We start from the raw sequence: 13,180 nt of genomic DNA on the forward strand, positions 1-13,180 counted from the left end.
GTATTTTATATCCATATTATACACTATAATACACACAATATATAATACAATTGGAACCTAGAATTGCCTTATATCCCCATAGTTGAAACTAGGGGCTTTACGGCAACAAGTGGTAAAATGAGGTGTAATAATGAAAAAGCGAAACCATCCACTGGATGGTTTCGTCGCCGAAGTTTCGATGTTCAACTTTAGCCTAAGCGTGTTCTCTAAGCATATGCCGTGGTCTTTCTTAATTTAGGACGGGCTCTCATTTTTTGATTCTACGGTAGTCTTCATTGAAATATTTGCCATTACGAATTTCATCTGTCATGCCTTTATAAGGGGCTTCACTGATAACATCTGCGTTATTTTGTCCAGCATCACCCATATAAGTGATGGTTGCAAATTCAGGAACAACATATTTTGGATAAGTTTCATATTTTTCACGAGATTCTATCATTAAATCTATGTGTTCATTTTGATAAGTTACTGTAATTTCCGGATGTTCATGAACCCATTTTGGGAAGAAGATAACGCCGTGTAATTTTCCTTCATTTGGCATGAAGTCTAAAGCTACATCGGTACCGGTTGGTTCAGTCCAAGTAATTTTATATACGCCATCTGTCAATTTTACAATATTTGCTTCTTGGTCTGTTACCCAACGCCCGGCAACCATGCCGCCATGGATACGATAGTCGACGGTATGGTCGTTTTTGGCATACCATTCATATTCCCAACCATTATCATAAGTGTAGATAAAGTGAGTTCCTAGAAAATCGTCTAAATCTGTAAATACTCTATTTACTGCCATTGTTTCTCCCCCTCTGTATGTAAATATAAACATGTTGATACTTACATATATAATTTTAAAAATTATGTTATACTAACGATAGTTAGTTGTCAAGGAGGAAAATATGGTTAAGAAAAATATGCTGAAATATATAATTCTTGGACTTTTGGAAAAGCAGGATTTAACGGGATATGATATTAAGAAAGTTTTTGAAGAAGAGATCGGTGAATTTTGGAAATCAAAACATAGTCAGATTTATCCTGAACTCAAAAAACTAGAAGAGCAAAGGTTGATTCGATTTAAAACAGAAGTCGTCGGGACTAAACTCGAAAAAAAATATTATACTATCACGGAGGATGGTCAAGCAGAACTAATGGAGTGGATTTCCTCTCCCACACCAGAAATATTAGCAACAAAAAACGAATTCATTTTAAAGGTATACTTCATTCGTGATAAGAAAGATAAAAACATACCGAAGATGTTTAAGGAACAAATCGTATTGCACCAAGATAAATTGGAACATTTAAAGCTCAGAATGCAGATTGTTTTCCCTTCACAAAAAGAGAAGGAATTAAACTATGGGCATTATCTTATATTAGATCACGCCATTAGACGCGAAGAAGGATACTTACTATGGCTTAGAGAACAACATGACAATATTGAAAAAGGTGAATAGCAACAATTTGTCGTACATATTCGTCCTGAAAGAAGCAAATTTTAAGAATGGCTCACTTTAAATGAACTTTGTTAGAAGGAGAACTGGTATGGAGCTTTTTAAAATGAATGGCGTTGAACAATGTGAATTTAAAAAAGGCTCTTATATTATTCGACAAGGGGAAAATGTAGATTATTTATATTATTTAACAAGCGGCACTTGCTATCGGACGTTAATCACAGAAAAAGGCGACGAAATTATTTATGGTATTAAAGAATCTAACAATTCCATCCGATCGATAATGGGTGTCTTATCTTTATTTAGCAATGGCATAAGTGCATATCACTTTATTGCAAAGAGTAAGTGCTGTTGCTTAAAGATTCCAAAGGACACATTTTTGAAGTATGTGCAGGATGATGCAAATATATTAAGACAATTGTTACAAATGGCCACAGGGAATATTCGAGAGTTGGTTGACTCATTGCAAGCTAGGAACGAAGGGAAGGTAGGCAATCGTTTATGTAAATTCTTACTAAATAAGTCTCAAGATGACCATGGGGTACTGCTGGTTAATAAATACTATAGTAACGCGACGATAAGCCGATTCTTAGGTATCCATAAAGTTACCGTAGCTAAAATATTAAGGGCTTTGAAGAATGAAGGTATTCTTAAGAAAGAAAAAGACGGTATTATAATTCTTAATGAAAATAAGTTAACTAGTTATGCAAACGATGAAAAAATTATTGATTACTTCTAATTTGTATATAAAGACATATCTATTATACTCAATCAGGGCGTGAGGGAATGCGGTGGTCACCTCACGCTCTTTTTGTTATATAAATTTTTAATAGCGGCATATTAGATTGTGAAATGATAGCATATGCTATATTCTTTGAAATTTCTCAACTGTTAAAATGACGCTGAAGACATAAGCCTGCAGGAAAATTTAAAGTAAGGAGGTAGGTACTGGTAGGTACTTGTACGAAAGCTTCTCATAAATTGTCGGGTGTCAGAATCCGTCTGTTATTGCATCACTTTTAGTAAAAGAAATTATAAACTCGAATTAGTTTGACAAAAAGAACGACAAAGGAGTAGAAAATATGACGGTTGCAATTAATTCGAAACCCAAAAAGAATGTACTCCAAAACATCCATATCATAATCGGTCTATTACTAATGTTTGGTTTTGGCATGTTACCACCTTATAAGCAAATAACAGCCTCAGGTATGCATTTTTTGGGGATTTTTCTTGGTTTAATTTATTTGTGGTCTACGGTTAGTAGAACATGGCCCAGTTTATTAGGGATACTCGCCGTAGGTATATCTTCAAAAATGGATACTGTTTTGTTGAATGCCTTTGGTAATACAATCAGCGTTCAATTATTATTTGTGATGATCCTATTTGGTGCTATACAACAAGCGGGCGTAAACAAATATATCAGCAGATGGTTTTTAACCAGAAAAATTATTAATGGTCGACCTTTGGTATTCAGCTTTGTTTTCTTGTATGCAGCTTATTTTATATCGGCTATTGGAGATGTATTGCCTGCCTTGATTTTGATGTGGTCAATTCTTTATTCCATTTTAGATAGCGTTGGCTATACAAAGGGGGATAAATACACCTCTGTTATGGTAATTGGAACTTTTTTTGCGACAATCTCCGGTCAGGCAGCGAAACCGTTTACCAGTTCAGCCTTAATGATTGTTGGAGCATTTGAAAAAGTAGCGCATACTAAAATGGATTATTTACCTTATATGCTCTTTGGTTTTATCATAGCGACTTTATCAGTTGTTTTATATAGCTTATTAATTAAGTTTGTATTTAAACCAGATGTGAGTAAAATTGCCAATATTAATATAGATCGGTTTAAAGAAGAAGAACTTCCTGCGATGAATTTGCAACAAAAGATTTTATTTGGATGTCTATTCGGCTATATGCTGTTAATCCTCGCACCGAGCCTTTTACCAAAGACTATTGGTTTTGTGTCTGTGATCAGCAAAATGGGGGCCTTTGGAGTAGTAATAGGGTTTGTTACAGTTTTGAATTTGGTTAAGATTAAGAACAAGCCTATTTTAGATTTTAGGGAAATTGCCAGTAAACATGTTATTTGGGATGTTTATTTAGTGGTATCCGCCGCTATGGTCGCATCTAGTTATTTAATATCAGATCCGACCGGTATAAAACCATTTTTAACCACGACATTAAATCCAGTACTGGGGAATCCAGGGATCTTTAGTTATATAGTCATCATCTTTGCAATGTTTACTGCTCAATTAGCAAACCATGGAGCAATGGGAGTTTTGTTAATGCCTATAATGTATACCTTTGCCGTGAAAAACGGCAGCAATCCTATGGCGATAGCCACAGTAATGACCTTTGCCTTGCATGTGGGGATTATGACACCAGCAGCATCACCGTTTGCCGCTATGTTGTATGGTAATAAAGATTGGGTAGAAGTAAAAGATATCACCAAGTATGGCAGTATTATGGTAATTTGCTCTCTTATTATGTATTTAATAGTGGCAATACCTTTAGTAAATATAATTTTTTAAATTGATCCAAGGGGCAACCAACCACTTGTTCATCCAATAAGAGTTACAGTTATAATCTGGAAAGATGATGAAAATCAACTTTACGCTGAGTAAGGGAGAATTGAAATTACATTATGGGTTCGTCTGCCATTTAAAGATGTTTCAGTATTAAATATTTTTATAGCTTTAATTGTTAAAAGAGTAACATGTGTTATCATTTATCTCCTTCGTTAAACCTTAAAATAAGACTTGTATTGAAGTGAATTTAAAGCGAAGAAAAACCAGTCTAAATGCTCAAAAAGAATTATTAAAAATTTTTACTAAAAGAGGAGTGTCTTTTTATGGGTCAACCATTTGTTCATCCTACTGGGGTTACAATTTATAATCCTGAAAAATGTTTTAACGGCTATACTATCATGGCAGTTAAAAAACTTGGCTGTGTTTTAATTGATATGAATGGAAATGTTGTTCGGGTTTGGAAGGACCTAAAAGGTATGCCGAATAAGCTGCTCCCCGGAGGTTATGTAATGGGAAGTCTTGGCATAAGAGACCCGAAATTTGGTTATCAAGATCAAACGGATCTTGTTCAAGTAGACTGGGATGGTAAAGTAGTTTGGAAGTTTGACAAAAAAGAATTAGTTGAAGATGAAGGACATGAACCAGAATGGATGGCTCGTCAGCACCATGACTATCAACGTGAAGGAAATCCTGTCGGATACTATGTTCCAGGCATGGAATGCCAAACTAATAAGGGCAATACCTTAATTCTTTGCCATGAGAATGTTTACAATCAAAAGATCTCAGACAAAAATCTTCTTGACGATGTCTTTATTGAAGTTGACTGGGAAGGCAATATTGTATGGGAATGGCATGCCATTGATCATTTTAAAGAGTTTGGCTTTAGTGAAGCCGCTAAACTTGCCCTCTATAAAAATCCTAACATGCATGAAGCTGGCGGCGGAATGGGTGACTGGATGCACATCAACTCCATGAGCGTCCTTGGCCCTAATAAATGGTACGCTAAAGGGGATGAGCGCTTTCACCCGGATAATATCATTTGGGACGCCCGTGAGGCGAACTTTATTGCCATTATTTCCAAGGAAACCGGCAAAGTTGTTTGGAAAATGGGTCCCGATTATTCAGCGGATAAAAAGCTGGCCAAAATCGGACAAATCATCGGACAACACCATGTTCATATGATTCCCCAAGGACTCCCGGGTGCCGGAAACGTCCTTATTTTTGATAATGGTGGTTGGTCCGGCTACGGCGTTCCAAGCAATATTTCCAAAGATGGTACAAAAGTCAATATAGCTGACCGATCCCGCGTACTCGAACTTAATCCCGTTACCATGAAAGTTGTCTGGCAGATCATCGGAAGCGAACTTATGGGATATGGTCAACCCGGAATCTCTGATTATCGTTTCTATAGCCCCTTAACCAGTGCTGCTCAACGTCTGCCGAATGGTAATACGTTGATTACAGAAGGGGTTGGCGGACGATTCTTCGAAGTAACCCGGATGAAAGAAGTCGTTTGGGAGTTTATTTCTCCTTTCTCGGAAAATCCTGCTACGATTTACTATCGTGCTTACCGTTATCCATATAGCTATGTCCCACAACTCTCCGAACCCAAAGAAACTCCTGTCCCCATGCTCGATATTCGCAAATTCCGTGTTCCCGGCGCAGCCGATTGCGAGGTTCAGAATGTGGTTGGTGTAGAAGGAACAACACCGTATCCTGCAATCCAACAAGCATGCGTCGCCGCTGACGATCAGGATTTGTCTTTGAAGGACGACGATGATGATGACAGTTACACAAAATTTTAATCTTGATTGAGCAAACGTGATTTTGGAAAGCAGCTATTCATACGAACTCGTTCGAGACTGGAAAGGGACCTCTGACGGCCCCCTTCCAGTTCTTTAACAATTAACCGCAAGGAGTGAAGAATATGTCGCTGGTAAAGTTAAATACCGACCAATTCGAAAAGATTATTTATAACGCCGGAGAAGCTTGCTTAGTGATCTTCTCCAGAAAAACCTGTCATGTCTGTCAAGAAGTTGTCCCCGTTTTAGAAGAACTGCAACCTAAATATGAGGGTAAGTTTGGTTTCTATTATGTTGACGTAGAGGATGACAAGGCACTATTACAAAGTTTTTCGCTTAAAGGTGTTCCTCAAATCCTTTTCTTTAATGAAGGTGAATATCAAGGAAAACTTGCAGGAGCCGTTGACGGAGAAAAAGTTGAGAATAAGATCGCAGATGTTCTTGAGTTGTAAACATTAGCAGATTTACAGAAAGGAAGGAAGTAGTTGAGGAAAATGGGAGATATAACAAATACCTATGATTTAATCATTGTCGGCGGTGGCCCGGCAGGACTGACTTCGGCTATCTATGGGGGAAGAGCGAAGCTAAAAACCTTGGTCATCAACAAAGGAACCGTTGGCGGTTTGGTAAATACCACGCGGGAAGTTGTCAATTATCCAGGATATGGACAAATCGGCGGAGAAGATCTCATGAAGGACTTCAAAAAGCACGCGGAAACCTTTGGTGTAGAATTTTCCCGTGATGAAGTCATAAGAACAGATTTTTCTCAGGAAGATAAAATAATTGTTACGAAAAAAGGAAAAGTCTATTCTGCCAAAGCGGTGATTATTGCCTGCGGCAGCGAACCGAGGCTGTTGAATATCCCCGGTGAAAAACGGCTCCAAGGCAGTGGGGTTGCTTACTGTGCCACTTGTGATGCGGAGTTCTTCGAAGGTGAAGACGTTGTCGTTATTGGCAGTGGGGATCAGGCCATTGAAGAAGGCATGTATATTACTAAGTTCGCTCGAAAAGTCACGGTGATTGTGCTTCATGATGAAGGTGTTCTGGACTGCAATAAAATGAGTGCAGAAAGAGCGTTTCAAAATGAAAAAATGGAATTTATCTGGAACTCGACACTGGAAGAAGTCTTGGGCCTAGACAATGTTGAAGGGGTGAAGATCAAGAACTTAAAAACCGGTGGCTTAACTGAACTTGCTTGTCAGGGAGTATTCTTTTTTGTAGGGATGGTTCCTTCGACCCTTTTTCTCAAGGAAAGCGGTATTGAGATGAACGAAAGTGGCTATATTCCTGTTAACGACCTGATGGAAACAAACCTCGAGGGAGTTTATGCCGTCGGAGATAACCGTATCAAATATTTAAGACAAGTGGTTACAGCCGCTGGGGATGGAGCAACAGCCGCGGTAGCTGCTGAGAGGTATATTGAAGAACTGAACGCCTTTAATACCAATGTCCTGCAAAGTGAGAAAAAGGTCTTACTCATATTTTTCAATGCCCTAAATACTGAGAGCATTAAATTCAGCTCCTTATTAGAAGAAGCAAACCTAGAGCTTCCTCAAAGCTACAAGATTGTAAAAGTCGATATGGCTACTAAAAAAAATCTCGCCAAAAAGTTTGGAATTGAAAGGGTACCATCGGTTGTGGTGCTAAATGAGGGGCAAAAGATCAAGCAATTAGACTATTCGATGGATAAAGAAAAATTGAAATCTCAATTATGATTATGAGAAATAGAACCCGACTTAACTTTGGTATATTATTTCATCCAGTGTATTCTTGCTTATCCCTCTGAACAAACAATTCAATTCACAGGGAGGAATGAGAATATCAAAAGCGAGCGTATGGCATCAGTGAAAGATTACAGGGCTTGTTTGATAGGCTTTGGGGCAATTTTGCCCCTATTTCTTATTGGTGACTGGCAAATCCATTTTGGACTTTATCAGCCAGAGCTAAAATTGCTTGATGATTAATTTCAGCAAATTCATGTTGTTCAAGAACACTAATAATGCCACTTATAACAAAGGAAACAGTGCACCGGGATATTCCGTTACTTCGATCTTTATCATCCACTCTTTCTAATACTTTTCCAAGTATTATTTGTTTCATTTTACATAAACTTGATGCGAGACTTGGAGATTTAAGATAGGGCATATAAAGTTCTCTGTTCTTTTCAAATATATCCATAATGTTTTCAAGAATAACTGAAAAATTATTTATTATATCAGAAAAGTTATACGGTGCAAATACTGAACTTAATTCATCTACGATGGTATCTCGTAAGCAGTCAGCACAATCATAAATATCTTTATAATGCAAATAAAAAGTGCTTTTATTAATATCGGCTGTTTCACATAAACTCTTTACAGTGATATTCTCCATGCTCTTTTCTGATAATAGCTTGGCAAAAGCGGCTTGAATGGCTTGTTCTGTTTTTCTTACACGTCGATCCTTCATTCTAATTCTCCTCATATAATAGACATAGTTATCAGATTGGTTCAATAATAGACTTGAGTATTAATATTGATGGTTGATGGAAAAAGAACATATCAATATAATAAATGTGTGTCCAGAAATAGATTGTAGTCTATTAAAAGATTTGTGTCAAGAATGGTAAGTCTATAACAAGGAGGGTCGAGGTTGAAAGAAGTATTTTCAGAAGCTCAAATTGCTGGAGTTAAAGTAAAGAATAAAATTATTCGCTCTGCAACCCATGAGGGCCTAGCAGATGATTTGGGAAATCCTACTGAGGCGTTAATTAAGAAATATGAGGCGCTAGCAAAGGGGGACGTTGGAGCAATAATTACAGGCTATGCTGCAATTATGCAAAATGGAAAATCACCACTAGCTAATATGTTAATGTTTGATGATGATGTAAAAATTCCATATTATATGAAACTCGTAGATCAAATTCATCAGTATAATACTCCGATATTTTTGCAAATTACTCATTGTGGTAGACAGACGTTCTCCAAGACAACAGGTCTGCCTACTGTTGCTCCGTCTCCCATCAAAGATAAATTATACAATGAAGACATTCCTCAGGAATTGAATGACGCGGAAATCCATGAGATTATCGATAATTTCGTGAGTGCCATAGAAAGAGCAAAAAAAGCTGGTTTTGATGGAGTTCAGTTACAACTTTCACATGGGTACTTGTTATCGTCGTTTTTATCTCCACATATGAACAAACGAAAAGATAAATGGGGTGGAAGTACTGAAAATCGTTTCCGAATTATAAAGGAGATTATGTATTGGGCTAGGGAGAGGGTCGGTTGCTATCCAATTATTGCAAAAATAAACGGTTATGAAAAATCAAAAGACGGTATAACACTAGAAGAAGCTGTATTAATTGCCAAGCACCTTGAAGAATCAAGATGTGATGGGATTGAGGTATCTTGTGGCATTGCTGAAGAAGGATTTATGGCTTTACGAGGTGATTTTCCTTTTGATATGATAGCGAAGCATAATCATTTAATGAAAAGAATTCCCAAAATCTTTTATCCTGTGGTTAAACCAGTATTAAAGCATTCCTTTGCAAGCCCCGAACCTAGATACTTGTATAATGTTAATAGTGCCAAGAAAATCAAAGAAAATGTAAAAATACCGGTTATTGTTGTAGGAGGTATTAGAAAGCTCGAAGATATTGAAGAGATTATTAATAACGAACAAAGTGATTTTGTTTCTATGTCCAGACCATTTATCATTGAACCAAACATTGTAAAAAAGTTCATGGAAGGAAAACAGCAGCAATCAAAATGTATAGATTGTAATTATTGCCAAATTGGAATAGAAGAAAATCCATTAAAGTGTTATTACGGAAAAATTTAAGTGTTTAATCACAATAAATTTAATATGGAGTGAATAAAATGAGTAAAAAAATTATAAACAAAATGAATGTTTCACCATTACCAGAGCCAACTGTGCTAGTAACGGTAAAAGCAGAAGATAAAAGTCCCAATATTATTACAATAGCATGGACGGGTGTCTTTAGTCATAGTCCTTCTATAGTATACATTGCGGTACATCCAGCAAGATATTCTCATTCGATGTTAAAAGAGTCGATGGAGTATGTCATAAATATACCTTCGGAAAATTTAGCAAAGATAACTGACTATTGCGGAATTGTATCGGGAAAAAATGTAGATAAATTCAAAGAAACCGGTCTAACGCCAATACCAGCAAGTATTGTAAAAGCTCCTTTAATAAAGGAATGTTTAGTTAATATAGAATGTAGAGTGAAGGATATTTTAAATTTTGGAAGTCACGATATATTTGTTGGAGAAATTGTTGCAACACATTATGATGAGGAAGTGCTTAAAGAAAATGGTGTTCCTGACGTAGAAAAAATAAGACCTTATGGATATACTTTTGGAGAATATCGTTCAATAGGAGAAAAATTAGGATTAGCAGGTTATAGTAAAAAATCGATAAAAGATTAAAGCATCATCGATTGCCTGAACATTGGCGCTCCAACAATTTCGCACCATATTAAAGAACTCGAGAATGCTGAGCCGATTACCACTGAAAAAAGAGGCAAATATAGATAAGGCACTTCTTATTTTCTTTGGTACTTCACGTATTGGCGAGGTATTTGAACTAGCCACAACTTTGATGCATTGGTAGGGAAATACGTAGCATTCTCTGGAAGATTTAGATTATAGTATCTTAACTGTAAGAAGGGATCGCGAAATATAAGAAAATTAACCTGCTAAATCAACCGAATGGTTGATTTTCTTTTTGTTCTTGAAAATGACGTTTTTCCTGTTAAATACAAGATCAAACATAAGGTGCTTGTGTAGAAGCCCTGTTTGAAAGGATAGATGAATTGGAGTTGCTTTGCAAGTATGTTAGCTGAGATGTAGAGAAGTAGTTGGGGCAAATATGAAAAGAAGGACCATTAATAATTTAATCTGAGTGTCGGGCTGCTCTCGAAGGAAGGTTGCTGCGGCCTCGGGGAGATCTTACCTAGGATAACCTATGCCAAACCATTCAATGGATATGGTACAATGGGAATTGAAGGCGATTCCCTAATAGTTATAGTGGGGGGGGGTGTAGTATGGAAGACAGGAAATCAAGCTTGGAAATAATATCTCCTAATCTCCCGAAGGAGTTAGATAGGCTTTCAATTATCGATAAGTGTATTCTATCAGAAGATTCATTTACTAGGGGGACTATTAGCAATGGTCTGTGCAAGGATCAAAATGCTGAACATGTATCTTTTAATAAAGTGCTTTTTAAGAACGTAAAGTTTGACAATGTGTCCTTTAAATACCTTGATTTAGTCGATGTTAGGTTTGAAAACTGCGATTTATCCAATGTGAATTTTAGCGAGTCTGTCATACATAAAGTAGAAATGATCAACTGCAAAATGGTTGGGATAAATATGAGTGAGTCTGCACTACGGAATGTATTTTTTGATGAATGTGATGGAAGTTATGCTTTATTCCGTTTTTTGGATTGCAAACAGGTTGATTTTTATAATTGTTCACTTGGCAGCGCTGACTTCTATAAAGCTAAATTTTCAAAAGTCGCGTTTCACAATTCTAATCTGCAACAAACTGGAATGTGCGGAGCAAGTCTAAAGGGAATTGATTTAAGCAGTTGTAAAATTGAGGGCTTAGGAGTTACCGTCGATGATCTAGATGGCTGCATTGTTTCCCCTGAACAAGTAATATCATTTTCAAAACTATTAGGACTTATCATTAAGAGCTAACTCTTGGAAGAAAACCCTGGTTGCTACAGGCAAATATACAGGGGAGGGCTGCGACGAACCACGCTTAAAGAGGCGCCAATCAGAATTTAAGACTGACTGGCGCACTTTTGCATAGGGCATCCATTTGGAGGATAAATTCTCATAATCGCTATATAAGGAAATTTCTTGTCCCGAAACAATTATCACAATGGAATATCAGGCTATTTTACAGGAAGGAGAAATTAAAGATGGAGTATTTTAAAAACGGTAGCCTTAATGACTTAGAGGAATTGCAAAAGATTAGTCAAACAGCATATGTAGAGGCATTTTCGGATTTACTTAACAAAGATGATGTAAAAGAATACATAATGAGTAAGTATAGTCTGGATAATTTGAAAAAAGAGTTCGAAGATATGACGAACCACTTTTTGCTATTTTATGTGGGCGATAAAGCTGTAGGATATATAAAGTACATTTTGAAACTAAATTCGTTAGAGATAGACCGACTATATATGCTCAAAAGCTATAAAGCAATGGGTGTCGGTACTAAATTTATGAATAAAGTGGAGTATTTTGCAAAGTTAAACGAAAAAAACGCTCTGACGCTGGGAGTTCTTGAAATAAATAAACCTGCTATCTCATTCTATGAAAAGAGAGGCTTTATACAATATTCTCGTGAAGCAGTTTTCATAGGCAAAACCCTGTATCCGTTGCAATTGATGAAAAAGGAATTAACATAAACATGACTGCGGATCAGTAGGATGTTGCTGCATGGAATGGAAGTATATAACAGAATTTGGTGAAAGGTTAAGAAAATGATTGAATATAAACGTCTGAAAGACTTTACAGAAGAACAACTTGAAGATTTGTTCTTATCAGTTAATTGGTTTTCAGGAAAATTCCCTGCGAAATTGAGAATAGCATTTCTAAATTCCAGCAAAGTTGTTTCGGCATGGGATGACATTAAGCTTGTAGGGCTTATTCGAGGTTTAGATGATGGTGTATGGCAGGCAACGATCGATTGTTTATTGGTAAATCCACAATATCAAGGATGTGGAATTGCTTCAACATTAGTAAATACTTTATTGCAGGACTATAGAGATTTTCTTTACGTTGAAGTAGTACCTGATGAAAAGAAAAATGTAAGTTTCTATCAGAAGCATGGGTTTGAAATAATGAATGAAGGAACACCTTTGCAATTTAAAGGTAGTGGATGGAAATGAGATAAATACCAATTTGTAGAGTTTGGACTATTGAGCGTTTTTCACGCACATATTCATGTTATTCCTCGTTATGAGGAAACTAAATTTTTACCTGCTTGGTAAGCTTGTTTCAGCAACGACTGGGCATTTTCGTAAACAACCTGCCCCTGGGCTCCGAAAATTTTCTCCAGCTTTTCAGCCCCAAGGTTAACTTGGCCAGGGATTACTATCCCGTCAGCATTAATTTCCTGGATTATTCCATCATTTTTGTGCTGAGCCAGATTAAGTTTTAAAAATTGCAGTACGGTATCGGTCATACCTGGCATACTTGATGCGCAGACCCCGATAGCCACACCATTTCTGTCTTTGGGGGTTAGAGCACTGGTTATATTGGCTTTACCATCTGTAAAGTCAAATTTCATGACCTGCCCCACCAGCCGGTCGCATAGGGATTTAAACTGTCCGGGTACATGACCTGAATAGACCGGTGCCCCCAGAACGTAATTGTCAAAAACTC

13 protein-coding genes and 1 pseudogene are annotated in these 13,180 nt (G+C 36.9%); 11 read left to right on the forward strand and 3 right to left on the reverse strand.

What is annotated here, in order from left to right; all coding sequences use genetic code 11:
- Positions 1-247 precede the first annotated feature (247 nt).
- Positions 248-790, reverse strand: a complete 543-nt coding sequence (locus DOT_RS12710; protein ID WP_009619179.1) for a phenolic acid decarboxylase — start codon at positions 788-790, stop codon at positions 248-250.
- A gap of 103 nt (positions 791-893) precedes the next feature.
- Here DOT_RS12710 and DOT_RS12715 point away from each other — a divergent pair, with 103 nt between their 5' ends.
- From DOT_RS12715 to DOT_RS12740, 6 genes are all read left to right on the forward strand, one after another.
- Positions 894-1,445, forward strand: a complete 552-nt coding sequence (locus tag DOT_RS12715) for a PadR family transcriptional regulator (protein WP_009619181.1) — start codon at positions 894-896, stop codon at positions 1,443-1,445.
- 88 nt (positions 1,446-1,533) lie between these two features.
- On the forward strand, positions 1,534-2,181 hold the full coding sequence (locus DOT_RS12720) for a Crp/Fnr family transcriptional regulator (RefSeq protein WP_009619182.1): 648 nt from the start codon (positions 1,534-1,536) through the stop codon (positions 2,179-2,181).
- A gap of 343 nt (positions 2,182-2,524) precedes the next feature.
- Positions 2,525-3,976: an SLC13 family permease gene (locus tag DOT_RS12725; protein WP_009619183.1), complete on the forward strand. Its 1,452-nt coding sequence runs from the start codon at positions 2,525-2,527 to the stop codon at positions 3,974-3,976.
- Between the two features lie 320 nt (positions 3,977-4,296).
- A complete protein-coding gene (locus DOT_RS12730) occupies positions 4,297-5,778 on the forward strand; it encodes an aryl-sulfate sulfotransferase (protein ID WP_009619184.1) in 1,482 nt (493 codons plus the stop codon).
- A 122-nt stretch (positions 5,779-5,900) separates the two neighbouring features.
- Positions 5,901-6,227: a thioredoxin family protein gene (locus DOT_RS12735; RefSeq protein ID WP_009619185.1), complete on the forward strand. Its 327-nt coding sequence runs from the start codon at positions 5,901-5,903 to the stop codon at positions 6,225-6,227.
- 42 nt (positions 6,228-6,269) lie between these two features.
- Entirely contained in the window at positions 6,270-7,490 is a 1,221-nt protein-coding gene (locus tag DOT_RS12740) for an FAD-dependent oxidoreductase (protein ID WP_009619186.1), read from the forward strand.
- Positions 7,491-7,674: 184 nt separating this feature from the next.
- Here DOT_RS12740 and DOT_RS12745 read toward each other — a convergent pair whose 3' ends face one another.
- Positions 7,675-8,223 carry a TetR/AcrR family transcriptional regulator gene (locus DOT_RS12745; RefSeq protein ID WP_009619187.1) on the reverse strand — a complete coding sequence of 183 codons (549 nt, stop codon included), beginning with the start codon at positions 8,221-8,223 and terminating at the stop codon, positions 7,675-7,677.
- Positions 8,224-8,406: 183 nt separating this feature from the next.
- Here DOT_RS12745 and DOT_RS12750 point away from each other — a divergent pair, with 183 nt between their 5' ends.
- The 5 genes from DOT_RS12750 (at position 8,407) to DOT_RS12770 (ending at position 12,684) form a co-directional block, all read left to right on the forward strand.
- Positions 8,407-9,597 carry an NADH:flavin oxidoreductase gene (locus tag DOT_RS12750; RefSeq protein WP_009619188.1) on the forward strand — a complete coding sequence of 397 codons (1,191 nt, stop codon included), beginning with the start codon at positions 8,407-8,409 and terminating at the stop codon, positions 9,595-9,597.
- Between the two features lie 38 nt (positions 9,598-9,635).
- Positions 9,636-10,208 (forward strand): flavin reductase family protein, encoded by a 573-nt coding sequence (locus tag DOT_RS12755; protein ID WP_009619190.1) that lies wholly within the window; start codon positions 9,636-9,638, stop codon positions 10,206-10,208.
- Between the two features lie 617 nt (positions 10,209-10,825).
- Complete coding sequence (locus tag DOT_RS12760; protein ID WP_009619194.1) at positions 10,826-11,482, forward strand: pentapeptide repeat-containing protein; 657 nt, start codon at positions 10,826-10,828, stop codon at positions 11,480-11,482.
- A gap of 227 nt (positions 11,483-11,709) precedes the next feature.
- Complete coding sequence (locus DOT_RS12765; RefSeq protein WP_009619196.1) at positions 11,710-12,201, forward strand: GNAT family N-acetyltransferase; 492 nt, start codon at positions 11,710-11,712, stop codon at positions 12,199-12,201.
- Between the two features lie 75 nt (positions 12,202-12,276).
- On the forward strand, positions 12,277-12,684 hold the full coding sequence (locus tag DOT_RS12770; RefSeq protein WP_009619198.1) for a GNAT family N-acetyltransferase: 408 nt from the start codon (positions 12,277-12,279) through the stop codon (positions 12,682-12,684).
- Between the two features lie 68 nt (positions 12,685-12,752).
- On the opposite strand, the pseudogene DOT_RS12775 reads toward DOT_RS12770, so the two are convergent.
- Positions 12,753-13,180 (reverse strand): annotated as a pseudogene (locus tag DOT_RS12775) (flavodoxin family protein); the annotation flags it as partial.

Source organism: Desulfosporosinus sp. OT (genome assembly GCF_000224515.1).
Classification (GTDB): Bacteria; Bacillota; Desulfitobacteriia; order Desulfitobacteriales; family Desulfitobacteriaceae; genus Desulfosporosinus.

Excerpts from the sequence above, each read along its gene's own strand:
- DOT_RS12710 (WP_009619179.1), bottom strand. The coding sequence starts at position 790 with ATGGCAGTAAATAGAGTATTTACAGATTTAGACGATTTTCTAGGAACT.
- DOT_RS12715 (WP_009619181.1), top strand. The coding sequence starts at position 894 with ATGGTTAAGAAAAATATGCTGAAATATATAATTCTTGGACTTTTGGAA.
- DOT_RS12720 (WP_009619182.1), top strand. The coding sequence starts at position 1,534 with ATGGAGCTTTTTAAAATGAATGGCGTTGAACAATGTGAATTTAAAAAA.
- DOT_RS12725 (WP_009619183.1), top strand. The coding sequence starts at position 2,525 with ATGACGGTTGCAATTAATTCGAAACCCAAAAAGAATGTACTCCAAAAC.
- DOT_RS12730 (WP_009619184.1), top strand. The coding sequence starts at position 4,297 with ATGGGTCAACCATTTGTTCATCCTACTGGGGTTACAATTTATAATCCT.
- DOT_RS12735 (WP_009619185.1), top strand. The coding sequence starts at position 5,901 with ATGTCGCTGGTAAAGTTAAATACCGACCAATTCGAAAAGATTATTTAT.
- DOT_RS12740 (WP_009619186.1), top strand. The coding sequence starts at position 6,270 with ATGGGAGATATAACAAATACCTATGATTTAATCATTGTCGGCGGTGGC.
- DOT_RS12745 (WP_009619187.1), bottom strand. The coding sequence starts at position 8,223 with ATGAAGGATCGACGTGTAAGAAAAACAGAACAAGCCATTCAAGCCGCT.
- DOT_RS12755 (WP_009619190.1), top strand. The coding sequence starts at position 9,636 with ATGAGTAAAAAAATTATAAACAAAATGAATGTTTCACCATTACCAGAG.
- DOT_RS12760 (WP_009619194.1), top strand. The coding sequence starts at position 10,826 with ATGGAAGACAGGAAATCAAGCTTGGAAATAATATCTCCTAATCTCCCG.
- DOT_RS12765 (WP_009619196.1), top strand. The coding sequence starts at position 11,710 with ATGGAGTATTTTAAAAACGGTAGCCTTAATGACTTAGAGGAATTGCAA.
- DOT_RS12770 (WP_009619198.1), top strand. The coding sequence starts at position 12,277 with ATGATTGAATATAAACGTCTGAAAGACTTTACAGAAGAACAACTTGAA.